Annotated in this window: 19 protein-coding genes; 11 read left to right on the top strand and 8 right to left on the bottom strand. The window is 40.5% G+C overall.

All coding sequences use genetic code 11. The features are described from left to right. Positions 1-23: 23 nt before the first annotated feature. Positions 24-1,484 carry an ABC transporter ATP-binding protein gene (locus AC504W_RS20995; RefSeq protein ID WP_494874155.1) on the bottom strand — a complete coding sequence of 487 codons (1,461 nt, stop codon included), beginning with the start codon at positions 1,482-1,484 and terminating at the stop codon, positions 24-26. A 60-nt stretch (positions 1,485-1,544) separates the two neighbouring features. Beyond that, positions 1,545-2,600: a BMP family protein gene (locus AC504W_RS20990; protein WP_494874154.1), complete on the bottom strand. Its 1,056-nt coding sequence runs from the start codon at positions 2,598-2,600 to the stop codon at positions 1,545-1,547. 204 nt (positions 2,601-2,804) lie between these two features. On the opposite strand from AC504W_RS20990, the gene AC504W_RS20985 reads away from it, so the two are divergent. The 4 genes from AC504W_RS20985 to AC504W_RS20970 all read left to right on the top strand — a co-directional run bounded on the left by AC504W_RS20985 (position 2,805) and on the right by AC504W_RS20970 (position 6,006). After that, entirely contained in the window at positions 2,805-3,248 is a 444-nt protein-coding gene (locus AC504W_RS20985) for a hypothetical protein (protein ID WP_494874153.1), read from the top strand. Positions 3,249-3,632: 384 nt separating this feature from the next. Beyond that, complete coding sequence (locus AC504W_RS20980; RefSeq protein WP_494874152.1) at positions 3,633-5,000, top strand: NAD(P)/FAD-dependent oxidoreductase; 1,368 nt, start codon at positions 3,633-3,635, stop codon at positions 4,998-5,000. 333 nt (positions 5,001-5,333) lie between these two features. Beyond that, positions 5,334-5,597, top strand: a complete 264-nt coding sequence (locus AC504W_RS20975; RefSeq protein ID WP_494874151.1) for a Precorrin-3B methylase — start codon at positions 5,334-5,336, stop codon at positions 5,595-5,597. A gap of 70 nt (positions 5,598-5,667) precedes the next feature. Continuing rightward, on the top strand, positions 5,668-6,006 hold the full coding sequence (locus AC504W_RS20970; protein WP_494874150.1) for a hypothetical protein: 339 nt from the start codon (positions 5,668-5,670) through the stop codon (positions 6,004-6,006). A gap of 160 nt (positions 6,007-6,166) precedes the next feature. Here the strand turns inward: AC504W_RS20970 and AC504W_RS20965 are convergent, their stop codons facing one another. Further along, complete coding sequence (locus AC504W_RS20965) at positions 6,167-7,492, bottom strand: NAD(P)/FAD-dependent oxidoreductase (RefSeq protein ID WP_494878712.1); 1,326 nt, start codon at positions 7,490-7,492, stop codon at positions 6,167-6,169. A 152-nt stretch (positions 7,493-7,644) separates the two neighbouring features. Continuing rightward, complete coding sequence (locus tag AC504W_RS20960; RefSeq protein WP_494874149.1) at positions 7,645-8,595, bottom strand: AraC family transcriptional regulator; 951 nt, start codon at positions 8,593-8,595, stop codon at positions 7,645-7,647. 200 nt (positions 8,596-8,795) lie between these two features. Here AC504W_RS20960 and AC504W_RS20955 point away from each other — a divergent pair, with 200 nt between their 5' ends. Then, positions 8,796-9,530 (top strand): SDR family oxidoreductase, encoded by a 735-nt coding sequence (locus AC504W_RS20955; RefSeq protein WP_494874148.1) that lies wholly within the window; start codon positions 8,796-8,798, stop codon positions 9,528-9,530. A 136-nt stretch (positions 9,531-9,666) separates the two neighbouring features. Here the strand turns inward: AC504W_RS20955 and mnmE are convergent, their stop codons facing one another. Together mnmE and AC504W_RS20945 are read right to left on the bottom strand one after the other, a co-directional pair. Continuing rightward, a complete protein-coding gene (gene mnmE / locus AC504W_RS20950) occupies positions 9,667-11,061 on the bottom strand; it encodes a tRNA uridine-5-carboxymethylaminomethyl(34) synthesis GTPase MnmE (RefSeq protein ID WP_494874147.1) in 1,395 nt (464 codons plus the stop codon). A gap of 96 nt (positions 11,062-11,157) precedes the next feature. Beyond that, positions 11,158-11,820, bottom strand: coding sequence for a class I SAM-dependent methyltransferase (locus tag AC504W_RS20945; protein WP_494874146.1), 663 nt, complete (start codon positions 11,818-11,820; stop codon positions 11,158-11,160). A gap of 528 nt (positions 11,821-12,348) precedes the next feature. Between AC504W_RS20945 and AC504W_RS20940 the strand changes: the two genes are divergently transcribed. Next, positions 12,349-13,215, top strand: coding sequence for an SDR family oxidoreductase (locus AC504W_RS20940; RefSeq protein ID WP_494874145.1), 867 nt, complete (start codon positions 12,349-12,351; stop codon positions 13,213-13,215). A gap of 581 nt (positions 13,216-13,796) precedes the next feature. Here the strand turns inward: AC504W_RS20940 and AC504W_RS20935 are convergent. After that, positions 13,797-16,523: a pentapeptide repeat-containing protein gene (locus AC504W_RS20935; RefSeq protein ID WP_494879398.1), complete on the bottom strand. Its 2,727-nt coding sequence runs from the start codon at positions 16,521-16,523 to the stop codon at positions 13,797-13,799. Between the two features lie 926 nt (positions 16,524-17,449). Further along, on the bottom strand, positions 17,450-19,666 hold the full coding sequence (locus AC504W_RS20930; RefSeq protein ID WP_494874143.1) for an alkaline phosphatase family protein: 2,217 nt from the start codon (positions 19,664-19,666) through the stop codon (positions 17,450-17,452). A gap of 154 nt (positions 19,667-19,820) precedes the next feature. Here AC504W_RS20930 and AC504W_RS20925 point away from each other — a divergent pair, with 154 nt between their 5' ends. The 5 genes from AC504W_RS20925 to AC504W_RS20905 all read left to right on the top strand — a co-directional run bounded on the left by AC504W_RS20925 (position 19,821) and on the right by AC504W_RS20905 (position 25,132). Beyond that, positions 19,821-22,133 (top strand): GAF domain-containing protein, encoded by a 2,313-nt coding sequence (locus tag AC504W_RS20925; RefSeq protein WP_494874142.1) that lies wholly within the window; start codon positions 19,821-19,823, stop codon positions 22,131-22,133. Between the two features lie 3 nt (positions 22,134-22,136). After that, positions 22,137-22,769 carry a response regulator gene (locus AC504W_RS20920; RefSeq protein ID WP_494874141.1) on the top strand — a complete coding sequence of 211 codons (633 nt, stop codon included), beginning with the start codon at positions 22,137-22,139 and terminating at the stop codon, positions 22,767-22,769. A 285-nt stretch (positions 22,770-23,054) separates the two neighbouring features. Beyond that, positions 23,055-23,501: a DUF6640 family protein gene (locus AC504W_RS20915; protein WP_193889172.1), complete on the top strand. Its 447-nt coding sequence runs from the start codon at positions 23,055-23,057 to the stop codon at positions 23,499-23,501. Between the two features lie 229 nt (positions 23,502-23,730). Continuing rightward, positions 23,731-24,477, top strand: a complete 747-nt coding sequence (locus AC504W_RS20910) for a nickel/cobalt transporter (protein WP_494874140.1) — start codon at positions 23,731-23,733, stop codon at positions 24,475-24,477. A 31-nt stretch (positions 24,478-24,508) separates the two neighbouring features. Then, positions 24,509-25,132: an antibiotic biosynthesis monooxygenase gene (locus AC504W_RS20905; RefSeq protein WP_494874139.1), complete on the top strand. Its 624-nt coding sequence runs from the start codon at positions 24,509-24,511 to the stop codon at positions 25,130-25,132. Positions 25,133-25,134: the final 2 nt, after the last annotated feature.

Genomic DNA, 25,134 nt, shown 5'->3' with positions numbered 1-25,134 from the left:
TAATGTAAAGGCTTGGCATTTGATTATCTATTGCTTCCCCCAGCCATTAATAAACCAATCTCTTCGACTGTCGCTGTGTGTGCATTCAAAATAGCGACAAACTCACCTCTGTAGATTACGGCAATGCGATCGCTCATAGCCATGATTTCTTCTAACTCAGTAGAAATATACAATATTGCCGCACCGCGATCGCGTTCTGCTAACAACTGCGAATGTACTATCGCTGTCGCCCCTACATCTAACCCTCGTGTAGGTTGCATAGCGATAATTAAATCAGGTTCACCCGCAAGTTCTCGCGCTAAAACTACTTTTTGTTGATTTCCACCCGAAAGTTGACTGACTTTGATATCTTCTCCTGTTGCGCGGATATCGAATGTTTGCATTGCAGCTTGGGCGTGATTGTTAATTGCTGCCGATTGTAATAAATAATTACGACAAAAGGGCAAGTTTTTAAAAGCTTTTAAAATTAAATTTTGGGCAATGCTAAATTGCAATATCAAACCTATCTTTTGCCTATCTTCGGGGATATAAGCAATAGTTTGAGAATCCTCTAAATCAATTTTACCTTGTCGAATCTTGCGTAAACCTGTAATTGCATCGGCTAATTCTCTTTGTCCATTGCCATCAACACCAGCAATTCCTAATATCTCCCCTGCACGTAGTTGAAAGGAAACATCACAAACAGCATTAATACCTCTATCATCTGTAATGTGTAAATTATTCACCCTCAATATTACTTTTCCTGGTGAAGCTGGTAATTTATTAATATGTAAATCAACTTCATGTCCTACCATTAATTCTGCTAACTTCTGAGGTGTTGCTGCTTGAGTATTTGTTGTTGCAATTACTTTTCCTCTGCGTAATATGGTGACTGTATCACAAAGGTTTATTACTTCTTCTAACTTGTGACTGATAAAAATAATTGTGTTCCCCGCTGCGGCTAATTTACGTAAGATAAAAATTAACGATTTAACCTCTGGTGGTGTGAGGACTGCGGTTGGTTCATCGAGAATTAAAAGTTTAGCTTGGCGGTAAAGAACTTTGAGAATTTCGACACGCTGTTGTGTTCCCACTGGTAAATCTGCTACTTTTGCTGTGGGGTCAATTTCTAAACCATAAGCTTGAGATAAAGTCGTGATTTCTTGATGCTTTTGTCGCAGATTTAAGCGCCAGCTATTTTCTAAACCTAAGATAATATTTTCGGTAACAGTCAACTGGGGTATTAGCATGAAATGTTGGTAAATCATGCCGATACCTAATTTTGTTGCGTCATTAGGTGAGTTGATTTTGACTGGTTTATTTTGTATGTAAATTTGTCCAGCATCGGGTTGATATAAACCACTAATAATCTTCATTAAAGTGGTCTTACCAGCACCATTTTCACCTAAAATTGCATGAATTTGCCCTGAGTTAACACTCAAGCTAATGTTATCGTTGGCAATAAATGAGCCGAAGCTTTTAGTTATATTTTCTAAATAAAGCATTTAATTCATGGCTGTTTTAAACGCAGAGTTACGCGGAGTTATTATTGAAGGTTTATCTAATTATGCTGATGCTTTCTTGACACAGCGTGTATCTTTACCAGCTTCTTTGCAATTTTCAAATGTCAGTTTTTTATCGATAATTTCTTGTTTTACTTTCAGGACGTTATTTTTCACTTGTTCTGGTACAACTGCGCTAAAGTTTCCTAAAGTTAATATATCTGGTCTTTCTAACCCGATGGCATATACTTGCCCTTTTAATTGTTTTTGTTTACTTAATTCTGCTAAGTAAGCTATGGCTAAATCTAATCTTTTCACCGCACTGGTTAATACTGCCTTTGGTGCAACATCTAATTGGTCTTTTGTATTACCAAAGGCATAAACACCTTTATCACTGGCTGTTTGCAAAACTGCGGGTGAGGCGCTATCTAACCATTGATAAATCACATCTGCACCAGAGGAAATTAAGGCTAGGGTTGCTTCTTTTGCCTTGGCAACATCATTCCAATCGCCTGTAAATGTGGAAACAATTTGAATATTTGGTTTAACTGATTTCGCACCTAATTCAAAGCCGCGTAATTCTTCTTGAGTAGCTTGAAATTCTTGCCCAGCAATGTAAGCTAATTTATTAGATTTGGTCATATCAGCAGCAATAATCCCGCACAAATAGCTACCTTGTAAGTGATCTATGCGTAAAGAAGCGATATTTTCACCTTTCACATTCCCATTCACCCCGACAAAAAATGTATTAGGAAATTGTGTCGCAACTTGTTCTACTGCTGCATCAAATTGTCCACCGTGGGCAAAGACTAAATTGTACCCTTTACGGGCAAAATCTGTTAATACTTCTGTTTGATCGGCTTGAGCGACTTGTTCTATATATGCGACTTCTGCACCCAGCTTTTGTTTAGCTAGGTTTACGCCTTCGTAACCAGACTGATTCCAGGCTTTATCGCTGATGACTCCAGGGAGGGCGATCGCTATTTTAAACCCTTGAGTGCCACTACTCGCCGTTGGTGTCTGGGTTTGGTTACTGCTACAAGCTTTAAGTAACAAGCTGGTAGCAAAGGTGGCTGAACCATAAAAAACAAATTGACGGCGACTAAAATTTAGTCTCATACACTAGCCTGTTGATTAATTTATGTTCAATACTAAATTACTCGTAATTGTTCACTTAGAGTTAAAAAAATAACTATCTTGGATTTTACGTGGGTGTGTACTATAAAAGCCATACTTATTTGTACGTTGTGAGTCTCATCACAGTAGCAGCCTGATGACTGAAATAAAATTAATTATTTTATATCAATCAATACACAGTCATCTATGGATTTACTACAACTAATTTTAGTGCTAGGTCAACTTACTGGAATTGTAGACGCACAAAAAATTCAGGCTAAAGATAACCCAGGACAGGAATTCAATAGAGTTGTGAATCAATCTCAAATATCGACTTTCCGGGGAAAATTAATTTATGAAGAAATTCCGCCTGTGATGTCGCTTCGCGCTTATCAAGGCGAGGAATTCTTTTTGATTAGCGATACATCAAACCACAATAGATTAATTTTGCGTCCATCCCTTCAAGTTTCTCATACCAAATTGCAATCATTTCATAATCAAAAAGTTGAAATTACAACCAAGTATATAGAAGGGACTCGTCCAAATCTTGTGGAAACTGCTTGTCCCTTGGATGCTGATGGTCAATGTCTGCTTCAAGGTGAGGGTTATCAAGTTTTATCTATAGTGCGATTCAACCCTCATGCTAAATAAGCACTTCGTTATCAATCTTGGTGTGAAGTATAAAATTATTCAATTTTTTTCTTAATATTTATGAGAGTCTTGACTCATTTTATTTTCAAGTATTTAGTTAGTTGCGAATTATCAATAAAGACAATTTTATAGCACTCATAATCATCACAAATTGATTAATTATACTTAGCGCCTTATTTCCTCTGATGCTCAGAATACCAGGTTTTCACGATTAGCAATCAAAATGGGATTTGGGTAAATAGTACTAGAAAACTCAAAATTCGTAACTTGAATGAATTTAATTATTTTTCCAATTGTTCAACATAGACTGTAACAAATATCATGAATTTGTTACAAATTAGTTAAGAATAGTTACAAACCTCTTAACACAAGGAAATATTAATTATGCAAGCTTCACTTGAGAATCATCAACCACATGAAGTCGTAATCATTGGTGGTGGCTTTGGTGGACTATATGCAGCAAAGGCACTTGCTAAGGCGAATGTCAATGTTACCCTCATCGATAAACGAAACTTTCATTTATTTCAGCCACTTTTATATCAAGTTGCAACTGGAGCGTTATCACCTGCTGATATTTCCGCACCATTGCGCTCAATCCTCAGCAAAAGCAAAAATACCAAAGTGGTGCTAGGAGAAGTAAATGATATTAATCCAGAAGCACAACAAGTTATTTTGGCTGATAGAATAATTCCCTATGATACATTAATTGTCGCCACAGGTGCAAAGCATTCCTACTTTGGTAAAGATAACTGGAGAGAAGTTGCGCCTGGCTTGAAAACCGTTGAAGATGCAATCGAAATGCGTCGGCGGATATTTAAGGCATTTGAAGCAGCAGAACATGAAACTGATCCGCAAAAACGCCGTGCTTTGCTGACTTTTGTAATTGTGGGTGCTGGCCCTACAGGTGTAGAATTAGCAGGTGCGATCGCCGAATTAGCATATAAAACCTTGCAAGAAGACTTCCGCAACATCGACACCTCCGAAACCAGAATTTTACTATTACAAGGTGGCGATCGCATCCTCCCACATATTTCGCCAGAATTATCCCAAGAAGCAGAAAAATCCTTAACACAACTGGGTGTGATTGTTCAGACAAAAACTAGAGTCACCAACATTGAAAACGATATCATTACCCTCAAGCAAGGTGATGAATTCAAAGAAATAGCCGCCAAAACTGTATTATGGGCAGCAGGCGTGCAAGGTTCAGCAATGGGTAAAGTCTTAACCCAAAAAACTGGGGTAGAATGCGATCGCAGCGGACGAGTGATTGTCGAACCAGACTTAAGCATTAAAGGACACAAAAATATTTTCGTTGTCGGAGACTTAGCCAACTTCTCCCACCAAAACGGTCAACCCCTCCCTGGTGTCGCACCCGTAGCTAAACAAGAAGGCGAATACGTTGCAGCATTAATTCAAAAACGTTTGCAAGGTAAAACCCTGCGACCATTTAAATACACTGATTTTGGCAACCTAGCCATGATTGGTAAAAATTCAGCCGTTGTAGACATAGGTTTGATCAAATTAAAAGGCTTCTCAGCATGGGTATTCTGGCTATTAATTCACATCTACTTCTTAATTGAGTTTGACAGCAAAGTGTTAGTAATGATTCAGTGGGCATGGAACTACCTCACCCGTAGACGTAGCGCTAGATTGATTACCGAAAAAGAATCTTTAGCATTCGCTACATTTGAAGATAGCCATAGCAGAAATAATTACACACCAGCCAACAATAGACAGCCACTAAATGCCTAATCCACATATTAGGTGACTAGTCTAATAGTCTGTTTATCTCTGCGTCAATCCTCAAATTATTTACTGCGATCGCTTCTTATTTAACTAAACTTAACTCTTAAAATAGATATCTATAGTTTATCGGTAAAAAATTATGGTATTACTGAATATGAGAATGAAAATTAAAAATTCAATCTCTCAAACTCTTCTTCTCCGCGTCTGTGCGTGAGATAATTCATCCCTAAAATAATGCTGAGTTCGTCCGTTATCAAAAGTTAGGTTGCAATTTGCCCATATCAGTCAAAATCGCTACGATGTCATTAGTAATGATTGATCAAATTCCAGTATTTGCACATGGCAAACCAAGAAACTCCACTTATCAGTGAAGCGTTAATTAAAGAAGTCTGTCGGCGAATTCGAGTAGCTCGGAGCTATTGGGATGCACACAACAACTCTGCTTGTCGGGGTGAGCGTGAACGAGCATTAGCTCTTTATAACAAACTGACTAAAGAAGAAAAAGAGCAAATTCCCCAAGTGTTGCGTGTGTGGCTGCGTTATCGTAGTGAAAAATACTTTGGTACACACAGAACGCCACCTAAGTCAAAACGAAAATCTTAATAATCTTGGCTGGTATATAGATTTTTGATTGAGCAACATTGCTGCTCTACTAAAATGCTGAGAAAATTTTATGAATAATTTAGTAAAAATCAAAGCAGGATTACTATTTGTAATTCTGACAACAAATTTAGGAATTTATTCTCCTGTACAGGCTGATACTAACCGGAAGATAGTCCAAAACCAACAGTACATCAAGAAACCAACCACTTCTCAAGAACTCTGGCAAAGATTTAGACAACGACAAGATGAAATTAGACTACAACAACAACATCGAATCGAACAATTTCGTATCGAAAATCAACTCAGGCAACAACAATTTGAGCCATTAGTAATAGATAGACTTAGGCAACAACAAAGACAAGAATTAGAAACATTTATATTACAACAAAAACTGAGAAACCCATACTAAAGATACTGAAGCTGCAAAACAAATTAGCAAGAGAAGATAACGGGAGTATATCTATAAGTTTGTGCTTAGTAGATATTTCCATTAGCAAAATGACCCTGATTATAATTTCAAAAATGCCTTGTTTGCAGCTTGAAGTTTTAATGTTGAGAATTAGCTACAGCTAATGACTACCACTACTGACAGGTTTTGGTTCAACAAATGCTTCTCGACCTGTAATTAATCTAGAGCGACGGTTTCGAGTAATGTAATTCCACGCCCACTGAAATACTACTAGTAATTTGGTGTCAAACTCGATTAAGAAGTAGATATGAACTAATAGCCAAAATGCCCAAGCTAGGAAACCTTGGAGTTTGATAAAGCCTAAATCGACAACAGCCAAATTTTGCCCAATCATTGCCAAACTACCTACATCGTTGTAATGGAATTGTGGCAAAGTATGACCTTTAAGGCGTTTTTGAATAAGTTTAGCTACGTACTCTCCTTGTTGTTTGGCTACGGGTGCAACACCAGGTAAGGGTTTCATTGCTTGATGGGAAAAGTTGGCTAAATCTCCAACTACAAAAATATTTTTATAGTCCCTAACAGTCAAGTTCGGTTCGACAATTACGCGTCCGGCGTGGTCGCACTCTACATCTGTACGTTCTGCTAAGATTTGCCCCATTGCAGAAGCTTTGACACCTGCGGCCCACAATATGGTTTTTGTGGCAATTTCTTTAACTTCGCCGCCTTGCTTGAAAGTAACGGTGTCATTTTCAATGTTTGTCACCCTGGTGTTGGTGTGGATAACTGCACCCAACTTCCGCAAAGATTGTGCAGCTACTTCTGATAATTCAGGTGCAATGTGTGGGAGGATGCGATCGCCCCCTTGCAATAGTAAAATTCTGGTTTCTGAGGTGTCGATGTTGCGAAAATCTTCTTTGAGGGTTTTGTATGCTAATTCAGCGATCGCACCTGCTAACTCTACACCTGTAGGGCCACCACCCACAAGCACAAAAGTCAACCAAGCACGGCGCTTTTCAGGATCAGTTTCTTTTTCTGCTGCTTCAAATGCACCAAATATCCGCCGGCGCATCTCAATCGCATCTTCCACAGTTTTTAAGCCAGGCGCAACATCTTTCCAGTCATCTTTCCCAAAATAGGAATGATTAGCACCCGTAGCAACCACTAATGTGTCATAGGGTATTACTTGATCACCCATCATCACTTTTTGGGCTTTGGGATCAATATCGCTGACTTCTCCCAGCAACACTTGTGTATTTTTGCTTTTGCTGAATACGGCTCGTAATGGTGAGGAAATGTCTCCAGGTGATAAAGTGCCTGTGGCAACTTGATATAAAAGTGGCTGAAATAAATGAAAGTTACGTTTATCAATCAGAGTAACATTGACGTTAGCTTTAGCCAGATGTTTTGCTGTATATAATCCACCAAAGCCACCACCTACAATTACTACCTGATGTGGTTTATTTTTATCACCTGAGACTTCCATAAAAATATTTCCTTGTGTTAAGAGCGTTGTAACTTTTCTTAACAAAGATGTAACAGCATTATCATCAGGTTGCCGTTCATACATCACTATTTAAAAAAAACAAAAAGTATTCAAAGTTATAAAATTAATCCCGACGCTGACAAATATTTCTGTTAGTAGGTATCGGCATTTCTACCTCTTGCTATCAGTAAACGTAAACGTTCAACATCCTTCATCGGCGGCGCACCGAACATCCGAGAATATTCACGGCTGAAATGTGAGGGGCTTTCATAACCTACTTGATAAGCTGCATTAGCTGCATCTGATTTTTCCGCCAACATCAGACGACGTGCTTCCAATAGCCTTAATTGCTTTTGATATTGCAGCGGACTCATTGATGTTACTTTCTTGAAATGGTGATGAAAAGATGAAACCGACATACTCGCCTGTCGAGCTAAATCCTCAACTCGCATTGGCTTGGTATATTCAGTTTTGATGAGTTTTATCACCTCTGCAATGCGCTGCATATTACTACCAGATGTGGCTATTTGGCGTACAGCTTTTCCTTGTTCACCCATCAATAGCCTGTAATAAATTTCTCGAATTATCATTGGTGCGAGGATAGGAATATCTTGGGGCGTATCTAAAAGCTTTGTGAGTCTGAGGGCGCAATCAATCAAAGATGCTGAAGCATTACTGATGAATAAGCCTCTGACAGAGTGTTCTTTTTTATCGATATTTGGTCTAGTTTGGGCAATAATCTCACAGAGTTGAACTGGGTCTAAATTCAACTTGAATCCTAAATAGGGTTTATTGGGTGTTGCTTCTACAACAAATCCATGAATGGGCAAATCAACAGAAACAACCAGATATTGACCTTCGCCATAAAAATAGCTTTCTTCACCCAGCAGCGCCTTTTTTTTACCCTGAACCACGATCGCCAAAATTGGTTGATAAACCGCGCAGATTGCGGTGTTAGGCGAAGACTCCCGCATAAATTCCATCTGAGAAATTGCTGTTTTATGAGTCCCGTTTCCTTTTGCAGCGGTGTGCTTTTCTAGTAATGCTGCTAGTTGTTGACATTCATCTATAACTGTAGTTTGCGTCAGCAGTTCCATCGCCATATTAGTTTCTCATTCCCCTTCACACACTCATTATATGAGTAAAGCTTTGGAGGATTAGGCAAGAAATTGCGATCTTTGTGCATTTCAACATCTTGGTATTGCCAATATTATGAACATATACAAAAGGGCGGGCGAAAGAATTAGGCAAGTAAATAGATGCCTAAAAAATCAAGTCTCCCCGAACACCAAGGAAAATTATTATGTTCAACGTGGAAAATAAAGTTATTGCCATTACCGGTGCTAGTAGTGGTATTGGAGAAGCGACTGCTAAATTACTCGCTAAACACGGTGCAAAAGTTGTTTTAGGTGCAAGACGAACTGAAAAGCTAGAAAAAATTGTTGCAGAGATTCACACCTCTGGCGGTCAAGCCGAATTCAAAGCGGTAGATGTCACCAGTCGCCAAGATGTAAAAGCGTTTATTGACTTTGCTGTAGAAAAGTTTGGGCGGATTGATGTCATCTATAACAATGCAGGTATTATGCCTTTGTCGCATCTCAACGACTTGAAAGTTGAAGAATGGGACAATATGATTAACGTCAACATTCATGGTGTATTGAATGGAATTGCAGCTGGTTTACCGATTATGGAAGCCCAAGGTAGTGGTCAGTTTATTAATACTGCTTCCATCGCTGCTCATGCGGTATTCCCTACAGCTGCGGTTTACTGCGCGACAAAATATGCTGTGTGGGCGATATCTGAAGGATTGCGCCAGGAATCCAAAAATATCCGCGTCACGACAATTTCTCCTGGTGTAGTTGAGACTGAACTTGGTTCTGATATTAGCCAAGAGTCAGGCAAAGATGCGTTAAAAGAATTCCGCAAAGTTTCACTGCAACCAGATGCGATCGCTCAAGCAGTCTTGTATGCTGTGTCTCAACCAGATTATGTGGATATTAATGAAGTAATTGTCCGACCAACAGCCAGCCCTGTTTAATACTATGTCCGGTAAAAGACTTATCATAAAGACCGCAGGGAGCAGGGAGCAGAGAGCAGGGGAGAGGGTTTACAGCTTTTATTACAATGAACATGATGCAATTTAAATGACGATTAGCTTACAAGATGTGTAAAGTTTATTTCCCAATACAAAAGCGGCTAAAAATGCGATCTAAAACCGACTCGGTCACTTCTTCGCCAGTAATTTCTCCTAATGCTTGAATAGCACCACGCAAATCAATTGTCCAAAAGTCGAGGGGTAATTGTTGAGCAATTGTAGCTTGTACTTGTTCTAAGGAGATTTTAGCTTGAGTTAAAGCGGCTGCTTGTCTTTGATTAATTGCTAAATCCATATCAGCCGCTTGAATTTTTTCTAGTTTGACTTTTGCTAAAATGGCCGTTTCTAAATCATCAATGCCTTGATTTTGAGAAGCGGCGGTGAGGATTTTAGATTTTGGATTTTGGATTTTGGATTGGAGGTCTTTGCTTGTAGTTTCATCAACTAAATCAACTTTATTAATGACTAAAATTAAGGGACGATGTTGTACTTGGGCGTAAATTTCTTGGTCGCCTTCAGTCCAACCTGCGCCAGCATCGATGGTAAACAAAACTAAATCGGCAGCATTAGCAGCACGACGCGATCGCTCTACGCCGATTTTTTCTACTTGGTCTGCGGTTTCTCGAATGCCGGCGGTGTCTAGGACTTGTATAGGAATTCCGCCCACCACTAATTGCGATTCCACCACATCGCGGGTTGTGCCGGGTAAATCGGTGACAATGGCGCGATCGCTCCGGCTCCAAGCATTCAACAAGCTCGATTTACCCACATTCGGACGACCGACAATTGCCACTTTTAACCCTGTACGCAACAGTTCACCTTTATCTCTAGTTGCTAATAATTGGGTAATTTCTGCGGCAATCTTGTCAATGTCTGAAATAATACTCTTATCATCCAACGGGGGTAAGTCTTCCTCAAAATCGATTCTGGCTTCAATTTCTGCCAAAATATCCAAACAGTTAGCGCGTAACTGGCGGATGGGATGAGCTAATTTTCCTTGTAAACCAGCTAAAGCAGTTTGGGCAGCTTGGGGAGATTTTGCCCCAACTAAATCAGCAATACTTTCAGCTTGGGTTAAATCTAGTCTGCCATTCAAAAACGCTCGTAATGTGAACTCTCCCGGCTGTGCTAATCTTGCGCCATTTTCCAGACATAATTGCAAAACTTGTTGGACAGCAATAATTCCACCATGACAATGAAATTCCACTACATCTTCGCGGGTGTAAGAACGAGGCGCTTGCATTACTAACAGTAAGGCTTCATCTATTAGTTGTTGCGTCTGGGGATGGCGAATGTAACCGTAAAGGATGCGATGGCTTTCCCAAACTTGCTTTCCTGGTGCGTGAAATAACATTTGGGCGATCGCCATTGCTTCGGAACCAGACACGCGCACAATACTGACGCTACCTTGTTGGGGGACAACAGCAGTAGCGATCGCAGCGATGGTTCCAGTAGTGGCAAATATTTCGGGCATTTTTTATTTATCTCCAGCAGAGGCAAGGCAGCGCGTTGGGCGGCTTTGCCGACTTGAAGCGACTGCCGAGCAAAGGCGCAAAGGTCTTTTTGAGAGTTAGTTCTTAAGTGCCAAGGTTAAACCATCGGCGATGGGAATTAAACTGAGGGTGATGCGGGAATCTTGGTGGAGTTTTTGATTGAAAGCGCAGATTTTTTTGGTGCGATTGTCTTGAACTTGGCTATCTGCAACTCTACCTGACCATAAAACATTATCAATGGCAATTAATCCACCTGGACGGACTAGTTGTAGCGATCGCTCATAATAATTATCATAGTTACTTTTGTCAGCATCGATGAAGGCAAAATCAAAGGTTTCGGCTTCACCATTAGCTAACAAACTATCCAAAGTTTCCAGTGCTGGGGCAATATGTAGGTCTATTTTCTCGGCGACTCCGGCTTGTTGCCAATAACGACGAGCGATCGCAGTAAACTCTTCACTAATATCGCAAGCTACAACTTTGCCTGTTTTTGGTAGTGCTAACGCCACAACTAAAGTACTATAGCCCGTAAATACCCCAATTTCTAAAGTTTTCTGCGCTCCTATTAACTGTACTAGCAAAGACATCAACTGTCCTTGTTCTGGTGCAATTTGCATCCTTCCCATTGGATGTTGGGCGGTTTCTTGGCGTAATTGCGTTAATATTTCTGGTTCGCGCACAGACACAGAAAGCAAATATTCATATAAATTTGGCTCTAAACCCAAGGTTTGAGTAGTCATTAATCTGAAAAGCGCTGTAATTGGGAATACATAGTAATTTTAAATCACTCTGAACAAACGTTCTCAAGTTGCTCTGCGTTCTCTGCGCCTCTGCGTTTCGTTTTTCGATATGAATATCAACTCGACTTTATCCTTTAACTATAGACAGAAGATAAAAATAATTTTGCTTAATTGATGTCCCCCTCCAGATTGAGTATCCAGATAATCTTATTCCATCTTCAGAGTGATTAATCCTCAAAAATTAATAGCTAACTTAAAAACAGATGAAGAGACTTAAATTCTTTATCTATAAGTAAAGTTGTGTACTTTGTTTTTTGTGGTCAGATTAAGAGCGTGTTTTGAGTGTGAGGAGAATTAATCTCAGTTGAGTATATTTGGCTAATATCCGGGGTAAAAATGCACCAGCTTACGATATGTAAGTAAAAGCAAAATCTATCAGTAAACCTTGGCTTGATTCTTCGATCCAAGGTTTATTTATAGGCATTTTTTCACAAAAAAACACAACAATATATTATCAGGAGAAATCCGATGGTAGCATCAACACAAAAAGAAAAATTACAACCACCACAGCAGCAACAACCACCAGGTACTGAATCGCAAATGCAGCCAAGACCGAAAGCTGAAGATGAACAGTATCGCGGTAGTGGTAAATTAAAAAATAAAGTTGCATTAATTACAGGTGGAGATAGTGGTATTGGTCGTGCTGTAGCGATCGCATTTGCTAAAGAAGGCGCAGATGTAGCGATTGTTTACCTGAATGAACATGGAGATGCAACAGAAACAAAAAACTTAGTAGAACAACAAGGTAGACGCGCCTTAACTATAGCTGGTGACATTACCGACGAAACTGTTTGTCAAAACGCTATTAAACAAACATTAGGTGAGTTTGGTAAACTAGATATTTTGGTAAATAATGCCGCTGAACAACACCCGCAACAAAGCATTGAAGATATTACCAAAGAACAGTTAGAGAGGACTTTCCGCACGAATATTTTCTCAATGTTTTATCTGACAAAAGCCGCGTTAAAACATTTGAAACAAGGCAGTGCTATCATCAATACTACCTCAGTAACTGCTTATAAAGGCAGTCCTCAACTATTAGATTACTCTGCTACTAAAGGTGCGATCGTGGCTTTTACTCGTTCGCTATCACAAAATTTGGTAGAAAAGAAAATTCGGGTCAATGCTGTCGCACCTGGCCCCATTTGGACACCATTAATTCCCTCAACTTTTCCTGATGAAAAAGTCGAAACTTTTGGTAAACAAGTACCAATGCAAAGACCAGGACAACCAGAAGAAGTAGCACCTAGTTATGTATTTTTAGCTTCTGATGATGCTTCTTACATTTCTGGTCAAGTCATTCATGTCAATGGTGGAGAAGTTATTAACGGTTAATTAACAACAAGGAGTTAGAACTTAAAATTATTCTGACTCCCTCTGCATAAGATAAATCATCCTGAAATTAAACAACGCCAAAAATTTTAACTTGCATTGCAGAGTTCTTGAATGACCCGTGAAAATTCCTCAGTCAGAAAGTCTGAACCAGTTGCAAGATAAACTTGCTCTAACTGTTGGTAAAACCAGATAGTTTTTTCTCTACCAGCTTGAAACTCTTGTTTGCTGAAAGATTTATCATTAAAACCGCAGAGGGAGCAGAGGAAGCAGGGAAGCAAGGGAGCAGGGGGAAAAAGAAAAATATACTCTCTTAACAGTTTAGATATTTTATTTTCTGCAAGTGTTAGTTTACGCTGCGCTGTACTAGTTGTTTAATCAGCAATGTTATAACGTCGCCTTGCATTGTGAATGTACCAAGTTACATTGTTAATGGGTTGTCTCACATTGTCAATGTGTTGCCTCGCATTGTGAATGTATTAAGTCACGTTGTTAATGTGTTGTTTCACATTGTTAATACACCAAGCCTACCTTGATGATGTTGGGTTCTGCTACCGCGCCACCCAACCTACTCATGATGCAGGTTATTCATTAGAGTTTGAATCATCATCATCGAAGCCTGTGATCTCTTCATCTTCAAAGTTTGCTGGTAAGAGTTTCGGCCATTCCACAATCGCCCCTTCAAGATTTGCCCCTCCAAGATACGCCCCTCCAAGATTCGCCCCTCCAAGATTCGCCCCTCCAAGATTCGCCCCTCCAAGATTCGCCCCTCCAAGATTCGCCCCTTCAAGATTTGCCCCATACAGATCTGCCCCGTAAAGATTCGTCCGTTTAAGATTCGCCCCTCCAAGATTCGCTTTATAAAAGTCTTTTGTCGTTAAAATACAGTTTTGTAAATTTAAAAAACTGAGACAATCTAAGCACAATACATCAGCATCCCAACTAACTCGTTGCCCATGTAAACGAGAAATCCAAGCCCCAAAAGCATTAGAGGCTTTTGGTTTTTCAGATGCTTCAGAAGTTTCAAGATCAGGCCATTCAATCTTGGAAATCTTTTGCGTCACCCTAGCGCAAGCATTTAAAACAACTAATAATGCTTCTTCGGCGTTACGTGCTTGTTGATTGGCTTGATGAAAGCTTTTGATTTCCGGCAAAAGTTCCATCGGCATTCCGTGACGTAGCATAAAACTAATTAAGCTGCACAACATTTCTTGCCATTTGCCAATATCAACTTTATCTTTATCTTGCTGTAAACGAATTTCATTAATCACAAACTCAAACAGGTAGTTATCCATAGGAGTTGAACCGCATAGTTCTGCCCACTGCTTTAAAGCATCTTTTTCACTCCAGGTTATATATGAATTCTTTTTACTCAGTTCTTGCATTTCATACAGGCGTTTTACTTCCCAGACTATACGCTTTGCAGTTAGATACTCACCAAAGCTTTTATGCGTAAATTCAAAAGTTTCTTCATCTTGTTTATACCCACTCTTACGGAAATAAAAAGCAGTTAACAGACGAGTTATACCTGCTTTGCTATCTGAAGCTTTGAAAACATCTAAGACACGTTTGAGAATTTCCTGTTCACAAAGACTTTCGATTTTTTTAACTGTTGTAGTGCGTCCATCACCTCCATGCCAAGCAGCAATAGCAATACCTTCTAGGATTCTGATAAAATCTTCTTCCTCAACACCCCTAATATGCGGATTATCATCAGCCCAAACTCGCCGATAAACTCGCGTTAATAAAGATGCGTAAATATCATTGAGGTTACTATTTTCAGAGAGGAATGACTTATCTTGGTCATAGCTTAAAGCAACTAAATAATTTAGCAAAGGTTGAGCAGTAATTTCTCGCAACTGGCCTTTGTCTAATTCTGTTGGTAAACCATCATATCCGCGATTACTAGCTGAACCGTAAGAACGCCACCACAAATGTCGTTGGTCTTCATCTAACAATTTCTTTTCATCAAAATAGTTCTTTTTGTGTTCCTCCTCTATTAAATAAGGCAGAATATACAATATTTGTTTTTCTTTGCGAAACTCACTGCTGTTATTTTGTACTACTAATTCTCGACCACTAATTAAAACTTGCAAACGAGTCTGGCTGGTGTTTGCTCTATTTACTTCTCCTCTAACTTCGCTCACAAATTTTTGAGCAACATCAGCGCCTAGTTTCCCTTGCATTGATAGTTCATCTAAGCCATCAAATATAATTAGCAACCTTGGCACAAAATTATCTTGCTCTAATGGATTAGATGGCAGAGGTGTATCTCGTCGCATTGAGTTGATAAATTTGCCAATTTCAGTAACTAAATCACCTTCTGGATTAAATAAGTGTAGAGGAATAAATAAAACGTGAACTTTTGGTTGATTAGTTTCTTTGTTTAACCAAGTTTTTGCCTGTTTAGCAGCAAATATTTTAGTAAAAGATGATTTACCACTGCCTGGACTACCACTAATAACCCGAATGGCATCTTTGGGGTTAGCTTCATCTAGCCAAGTTTGTAGCTCTGTGTCTAAATCAACAACAATTTTTTGAGTTTTTTGTTCTCTTTTTTCATCGTTACGTTCTTCATAATAAGCACGCAATGATATATAAACTTGCTGCAAGGTAAAAACTTCATCAAACATCCTTTGATTAATTTGGTTTTGCAGCCAAGCAAAATAACGTCGCCAAGAAAGTTCCCGTTTAGCTTCTCGTTCTACTGCTTTAATAAATGGAGTATCTAGCTCTGCTTGTAACCGAGCATATTTATCAGAATTATTTGCCCATTCTTCATTCAGAGCAGACATAAACTCCATTGGTAAACGTTGACTGATAGCTTCTGATTGTGCTTGGTTGAGATTTAAACTTTGCAACCATTCAGCAAAAGGAGTTTTGATAGCCGCAACAATAGATAAGTCTTGGGGATTTTCAAAAAAGTCTTGGTAAATAGTAATTTCTTCTTGGTCGAGTTTTTCTAAAGATTGGCTGAAGCGATGTTCTGAAATTACTTTTAAATCATCCAGGTTGATTTCTTGATGTTTGTTAGCTTGTTGGATTACATCTTGATTATCTTCGACTAAACTAGCCATTGTTTTAATGAGAGACTGAAAAATCAACACCCAAGCAAGTTCTCCTGGTTCTTTGGCTAACCCAACGGCTGCACCAATATCAACAATATTTTCTGGTAAGTTCCCCCAATTAGCGGTAGCCGCATTCGCTCCAACTTTAATAATTCCTGTAAAGAAACTCCGCCAATCAACATTAATATCTTTGTTTAAAATACCGATAGGCTTGGTAATGAGAATCCCAGGTTTTTTGCTCATAGGTGTTGGGTAGTGCTGCTAGAGACATTGAATTTGTAAGTAATCAGACAAAAATATTTACAGTCATTGCGAGCATAGTGAGGTAATCTCACCTTTTGCGATCGCTACCATTCGGGAAACCACCTTGCGTCTAAGTTCCGCTTCGTTCTATTTGCAATGACATTGTGTAATTAATTGTGTCTCACTACTTATATATACACAACATTAGTACAACAAGGCAAAAGTTAAAAGGAAAAAGAAAGAATAGTCATACCACAAGCCTTTTAGCAATTCCTCTGCAAATGTCAATTTACGCCGCGCTGTACTAGTTGTTTAATCAGCAATGTCATAATATAGCCTCACATTGTAAATTCACTCAGTTACATTGTTAATGGGTTGGCTTACACTATGAATGTACCAAGTCATATTGTGAATGCGTTGCCTCACATTGTTAATCTACTAAGTCACAATGTGAATGCGTTGCCTCACATTGTGAATGCACTGGTCTTACTTATTAATTCATCATGAGAAGTCTTTTAAAGAACAAGATATAAGGCAATACTGTTTATTTAAGTCTCAAACTATTGGTTAAAGTCAATTTTTTTAACGAACCGCAAAGAGTGCAAAGGGCGCGAAGAGAAAGAAGAGATTACTAACTGAACTTGTGTATATAGTAGGGGTATGAGAGGATGGTTAAAAAGTCTCTGGTGGTGGATCAAATAATTTTAGATCCCCCTAAATCCCCCTTAAAAAGGGGGACTTGAAGAGGCTCTTAGCCCCCCTTTTTCAGGGGGGTTAGGGGGATCTAAAAGTTTTAATAAGCACAACCAACCACTTTTAAAACAACCTTTAAGATAGAAAAAGTTTTTTTAGCTACTTGATTGCAACTAAAATGTTGTAAGTTGGGTTTTGCGATCGCTCTACCCAACAAACTTTTTGATAACCTGTTACCTATCACCTCTTCCCTGAATATTCAAAGCTCGTCCCTGAACTGTGGGAGCCGAGGGAACATTTAGTAAACTGTTGATAGTTGGGGCAATATCGATATTGCGAATTGTGCCGATATTACCACGACGCTGAATGTCAGGGCCAGCAGCATAAAAAATGGCGCTGAGACTTGGGATTGTAGGATCATAACCATGCGCCCCGTAGAAATTTGGTACGGAAAATACAGAGTTATCACTGTCTCCCAAACGGGTGACGATGGGGCTTTGTACACCGTCAAAGTTGTATCCCTCGCGCATGATTGCAAACACATCACCAGTATCTTGACCGACAAATTCGCTTGTACCCAAGCCAAATTTTGGATCATTGACATTGGTGGGTAATGGGCGCGGGTAAATTAAATCAAAAACTGCTTGTTGTCTTCCCCGCAAGTAATTAGGATTGTTATCTACTAATTCTCGCAACGCCGTGATTAGTTGCTGTTGCAGAGTAATATATTCAGCACGACTGACAACACCATTAGGTTCACGTCCTTGCAGATTAATATAAATGTTGGCAGCTGGCCCTGATGTGACAGCGCGGATTTTAGTTAAGTCAAAGCCGCGATTTCTTAAGTAGTTATTTAAGTTAACAGTTGTGTGAAAGGGGGCAAAGCCATGATCGGAAACAACTAAGATGTTACTGTTAGGTGTGCCTTGGCGATTTGTCCCCACTGCGTTGATAATGCGCTGAACGGCATTATTAGCAGCTTGATAACCGGCTTGTACGTAAGTTCTATATCGCGCCACTTTGGCTTTATCTTGTCTAGCGCCAATGGATAATGGATTTGTCGGATCACTAGGTTGACGAGAATCAGTTAACAAAAATTGGTGTTCTGAGCCATCTGGTTGTTCAATATAAACCATGACTAAATCTGCATTGGGATTTTGCTTAATGGCTCTCAATGCTAGTCGAGTTTGATAATCAACAAACAGTTGTACTTGGTCTTCGTAAATAGCTTCTAGTTCAGCGTCGGGGAAAGTGCTAAATCCTGGGCTGAGGCGTTCTGGAATGCGGAAATCAGCTTGGGGAGACCAAAAACCAACGTGAGTCAGGATATCATCGACACTGGTTTGCACTGCGGGATTGCGAGGAATCGCATTTGCAGAATAACGTGCAATGCGAACGGTACTCAAGTCAGGCGCAAGATTGCTGACGTAAAATGCTGTACCTGCTTGATTAGAACTGCCTTCGAGATAAAATAAACTAGATTTGCGATCGCTCACCTTCACATAAGCCGGGCCAGTTGCAGGTAAACTAAAAGTTTTTGTGGGAATACCGATTTGAGCATCGAAAAATACTAATGTGTCATAGTTGCTGCGGCGATCGTCTGTTGTATCTAGTGCTGCAACTTGAATATCATAATTGACACCACCAACAGTAAACTGATCATTTAAACTTGCTTGTAAAATAGGGCTGTAAGAAATTCTGCCTGCGTTATTTAATTGTGTCACTATTAAACTAGCCGCAGAACTAAAGTTAGCAGTAGTTAAACTAAAACCTCTAGCACCTACCCCCGCAAACGCTCCAAAGGGAACGGTGTAAGATACAGTTCTTGTGCTGGCTGGTTGAATAATTGGGCTATTAGTTAAACCTGGAACGCGGACATCAACTCCATCTGCACCGGGAAAGGTAGCCGCCACAACTTGCTTGCCATTGCGCTGAAGCCCAACCCAAATAGGTTCCGCCGTTGGTTGTACACTGGCGCTAGGGCCGATTGTGGAATAACCGCCAATGGGTGCGCCAAAACCACTAATGTTAGAGGTAAAGGGACTGGCAACCAAATGGAATGTATTAGAGTTAATATCATTGCGAGCCGCTGTCGAACCTGTACCAATGGCTACGTGACAAGCCGCAGTTAAAGATGCAGTGCAAGTAATATTTCTTTCAGCATACACACCTTGTCTTCTAAGTAATCCCAATCCTTGGCGGCGATTTAATACACCATCTCTTAAATACTGCTCGACAAAATCGGGTGTGGCACCATCGAGAGAAATTAAAATTACTTTGGGGCTGGGTGTATTAGCTACTGGTTGAGATGCGATAGAATGCACACTTAAACTTAAGAAAAAAGTCACCAGCACCACAGCAGATAAGCGCAAAAATAACTTATGTCTAAAAGTTTGCCTTAGCCATTGCCATGTTTGATTTATGCCATAAAATTTTAAATACTTGCTCACTTGTCCTCCGTTAGTCTGCGACCGTCATTTGCATAGGATGATTGCAGATCAAATTTATTGACGGTACGTTAACGAAAGACTATGGAAATCTTAAGTCGAGAATTCTCTCGAAATTCAATTTGATAAATGAATAGACAAGGGAGACAAGGGAGAGATGTTAAAACGCTCTAACTTGGGCGATCGCATTTTAGAAGCCACAGCTACAGCGGTGAATGCTTTACTCACCATCGATAACTTTGATGAAGCGGTGAATACGGCTTTGCAAGTGATGGGAGAAAGTTTAGATTGCGATCGCTTGGGTGTGATTGAACATTTTCCGATTTCATCGTCTACTTTACCAGGTTGGCGATCGCTGTATGAGTGGAATGCAGCGAATATAATTGCTCAAATCTCCCATCCCACAACAGCCCAAGGAACCTACGCTGGAATTGAAGAATGGTATCAACGGCTGCACGAAGGTGAAACTATTAGCTGTTTGCTAGAAGAAATGCCAGAACCGTTTCGCAGTGGACAAGCCGCCATTGGTGTAAAAGCACTGTTCGCTGTGCCGATTTTTGTCGAAGAACTATTTTGGGGAGTTTTGAGTTTTGATCACTGTCGTCAAGCCAAACACCCCAGCACCGCCGAATTAACATTGTTAAAAACCGCCGCCGCTTGTATTGGTAGTGCAATTCAGAGTCAACGTATTCGCCAAACTAAACAAAAACGCACGGAAGAATTAGCAAGAGTTAACCAAGAGTTACAACAGCGCGATCGCCTCTTGTCTGTAGTTGCTCAAGTTACAAAAAATCTCCTAGACACGGAAGATATTGATTTAGCAATTCCTCAAGCTTTACAAGCGATCGGCACAGTCGCAAACATGAGTCGCGTGCAAGTCATCCTCGAACGCCAAAACCCAGCCACCCAAACATTACAACACTGCATCACCTATGAATGGGTAGCGGAAGGTATCTCTGCCCAAATTGATCATCCGACAATGGCAGTCATTGAGAATGATGATGCCGAAATTTTACTGAAAGAACTACATGCAGGTCGTTCCATCTGGTATTTAGTAGATGACTTACCCCATCCCATCAAAGCGCAATTTCAATCACTGAACATCAAATCATCTGGCGGCGTACCCTTATTCATCGAAGGACGCTACATCGGTTGTGTGGCTTTTGATGATTGTGTCACGCCGCGCCATTGGACTCAGCAAGAAATGGATGTCCTCACCACGGCGGCGGAGGGAATTGGAGCCGCACTGCATCGCAAACAGTTGGTGGCACATCTGATTCAAGAACGCGCCAGTACTGTAGAAAAACGAGTCGCAGAATTAGTCAGAGCTAATGAATCACTACGTGGCTGTGTAAATCGCCTGGCAGATGAACCAGATTTAGAAACCTTCTGGGAACATATTTTACTAGAAGCCTCCGCCCAAGCTAAATCCTATGCCGCCGCTTTGTTTTTGTATGACGCATCAACTAACACTAGCCTGATGAAACGCTATGTCAGGGAAGGTAAAGTAATTCCCATTCAAACAACCCCTGAAATGGCTCAATTTCGCGTGCCAATTTCGGGAAATATTTTTTCTTATTGGCAAGAGGCGCTGTTTAGAGGCGAGGTAATTTTTTTTAATGTTGAGGATGACAAGAAACTCCTAGGCTCAAGGATTAAATGGCATCGCGCTCAAGGACATCGGGCAATTGTACGTGTACCTTTAATTTTAGGCGATCGCCCCTTGGGATTCATTGGTTTGTGTTTTCGAGAACCCCGGACTAGCTTACCGCCAAATATTGAATTGATCATCGCCCTAGCACAGCAAGCCACCTTAGCCATCCATTTAACTCATCTCGCGGAACAAAGTCGTCAAGCGGCAATTTTAGAAGAACGCAATCGGATGGCACGAGAAATTCATGATACCTTAGCGCAAGCCTTCACTGGTGTCATCGTCCAATTGGGTGCAGCCTCCCGCATCATTCCCCAAGATTTACTAGAAGTACAAGAACACATCACCCAAGCCAGAGAACTAGCGCGAGAAGGTTTAGCCGAGGCGAGGCGTTCGGTAAATGCCCTACGTCCCCAAATTTTAGAAACGCAGAATTTGCCCGCAGCCTTTCATCACCTAGTAACGCAGATGTCGGCGGTGATTGATACTCAGATTATCTGCAAAGTGATTGGGGAAACTTATCCCTTGACAGTCGATATCGAAAACAACTTGTTACGCATTGGCCAAGAAGCATTGACAAACGCCATTAAACACGCTTCTGCCAGTGAGATTGTGATTGAATTGGTGTATGAACCGACGCAATTTATCTTACGGGTGAAAGACAATGGCCAGGGATTTGCGCCAGAGAGTTTAGCTGTGATTAAAGGTTTTGGCTTGATGGGAATCAAAGAAAGAAGCGATCGCATCCAAGCCCAATTAACCATTAAAAGTTTGCCACAACCAGGCACAGAAATTACCATCCTGATTCGTCGAGACTAAATCATGACTGATAACCACTCCATCCGCATCTTGATTGTTGACGATCATCCCGTCGTCCGCCAAGGTTTAGCCGCCATGATTGACCGAGAAGCAGATATGACAGTTGTCGGACAAGTTTGTAATGGATATCAAGCAGTAGAGATATTTCGCCAACTGCAACCTGATGTCACCTTAATGGATTTGCGAATGCCAGAAATGGACGGCGTTACAGCCATTACCGCCATCTGTAGAGAATTTGCCAATGCTAACATCATTGTACTGACTACCTACGACGGTGACGAAGATATTTATCGTGGCTTGAAAGCCGGAGCGAAGGGTTATTTACTCAAAGATGCAGAACCAGATGAATTACTTTTAGCAATTCGCATCGTCAACACCGGACAAAAATACATTCCTACTTCCGTCGGCGCTAAATTAGCCGAACGAGTAGGGATATTGCAACTCAGCAGTCGGGAACTAGAAGTTATTCGGCTGATGTCCACAGGTAAAACCAACCAAGAAATTGCGGCGGTATTGCAGATTTCTGAAGGAACTGTGAAATATCACGTCAATCATATTCTCAGTAAATTGGGCGTGAGCGATCGCATTCAAGCAGTCATCACCGCTCTCAAACGTGGGATTGTCACTTTGCAATAAATGAATTTGTATCATTCTATTCGTGAAATGCTATGACTACACAATTTTCTTCATTTCATACTTCGCACTTTTTCCACTAGCCAAAAGTTAAGGTCATATCCCTATCTCTTAGTTAGTCATCAACTCACCTTGTGGTCTATGTAAAACTTCAACTTTGGACTAGGGACAAATGTTAACTGATTTTATAAAGTAAACCATAGATGTTGAGAGCCATACCGAGAGTAATGTTCGGTGTTTTGCTGTTAAGTTCTATACCGAAGAAGAGAATTAAGACATAGTAATACCATGTCAAAACAAAAACTGAGCCGGATTTTGCTTTCAGTTGTAATTGTGAATACAGCAGTGGTTTCTGTAGCTGTTGATTGGAATGCCACCCATATCTTCAATCCCACTTGGGTACCTCATGCCCGATTCCATGATGTAGTGATGTTGTGGCTACTTAGTAGTTTATCGGTAGTTGCCCTCTGGTTACTTTGGAGGCGATCGCTAGAACCAGATATCAGTGTCACTGTTGCAACTTTAGTTCCTGTACTTTTCTGGACACCTTTCTTCTTCGCAACTTTACTAGTTCCCGGTACTAGCTTAAGTGCATTACCTGATGAACCCCTACCCTTAATTGTTGGCATACCAATTTATCCCAACGTTGTCGTTGCTACCATTAACGAAATCTTAGCAGCAATCAGTTATTGGCTCTACCGCAGTAGCCTCAAGACATCTACAAAAATTATCTAGCTGGTTCAGAGTATATGTCTGAAGTAGTTGTACAAATTTAAATTTATTAGTAGAGGTAGGGAACAGGAAAAGAAGATATGTAATTAACTCTGTGTGAGTACTTCTTACTTGTGTTTAGGGACTAACAATTAAACACATATCCCATTATCCACGTCGTACAAAGAAGACAAGGGAGATAAAAGTTTTGTTGAGGAAACGAATTGAATAATTTATTTTTTGGAGTACCTTTGTGCTATCTGGATTACTGATTCTTTATTTAGAGAAACCAGTACTGGCTCATATTGGACATGGCGAATTTTATACCAAAATCTTGATTCACCAACAGCTAACTCCAAGTTTGATCATCACGGGATTGGGTATAGCCTTTCTATTTGGAGCCGGACACGCCCTTTCACCAGGACATGGCAAAACAATGGTAGCTGCTTATCTTGTTGGTTCACAGGGAACACCAAAACAGGCGCTAGTCTTGGGACTTGTCACCACCATCACTCATACACTAGGAGTTTTTATCTTGGGACTTGTGGCTTTGGTGGCTGCACAGTATATCTTGCCAGAAACACTATATCCAATTCTCGGTTTGCTCAGTGGTTTAACTGTATGCGGAGTTGGTTTTTGGCTCTTAGATGAACGCCTGACTACTCATGAACACACACATAAGCATCATCCCCATCATCCACCAACCAAATCCCTAATTGCATTAGGAATTGCCGGGGGTATTGTACCTTGTCCCTCGGCACTGGTTTTATTATTGAGTGCGATCGCTTTGCATCAAGCGGCTTACGGTGTAGTGTTAGTTAGTGCATTCAGTCTCGGATTAGCATCGGTGTTGGTGGCGATCGGGTTGATTGTTGTTTATGCCCATCAATGGATAGATCATTTACCCAACAGTGCTAAACTGCTGCAAAACTTATCGATGGTGGGTGCTGTTGGCGTAATTGTCATAGGTGCAGCATTAACTGCAATTTCTGTGATTTAGAGCAGTCAAAGCTTGGCACTACGTCTGCAATATGGCGGTGGCAGAATTTTTGGCAGTGATTTTGCCGCTTGAGGATTACAAATTACAAATTATGAAAGAACCGTGTCAATACCCATCTCCTGGTGTGATTGCGATCGCTCGTCGTGTCAAACCAGGTTTAGAAGAAGCTTTTGAGGAAGCAACCAAAGGCGTGATTCTAGCAGCCAGCACCTTTCCCGGCTATATGGGAAGTGATGCTTTATATCCGCTAACTAAAAAAGGCGAGTGGCAGTTAATTTTGCGGTTTGACACCGCTAAACATTTACACGAATGGGAAGAATCTGTGATTTGTCAAGGTTGGATTGCCCGCGCCGAAGCTCTCACAGTAGATGGAGCCAAAGTTATGCGTGTCAACAGCCTAGAAGCTTGGTTTGCTCTCCCAGAAATCCCCAATGCCTTACCGCCACCCAAATGGAAAACTGCGATCGTCAGTGCAGTCGGTCTTTATCCCGTGATTTCGATTCTGCCGAATCTTCTCAAACCCATTACCAGTGTCCTACCTGTGTGGATAGCTAGTCTGGTGAATATTAGCATCATGATGCCCTTGATGACTTGGGTGATTATGCCCCAGGTAACACGTTTGTTTAAAGGTTGGCTTTATCCATCCAAAAGGTAATT

Source organism: Nostoc sp. C96 (assembly GCF_059384975.1).
Note: the sequence above shows the minus strand (reverse complement) of the source record. Positions and strands in the feature narration are given on the sequence as shown.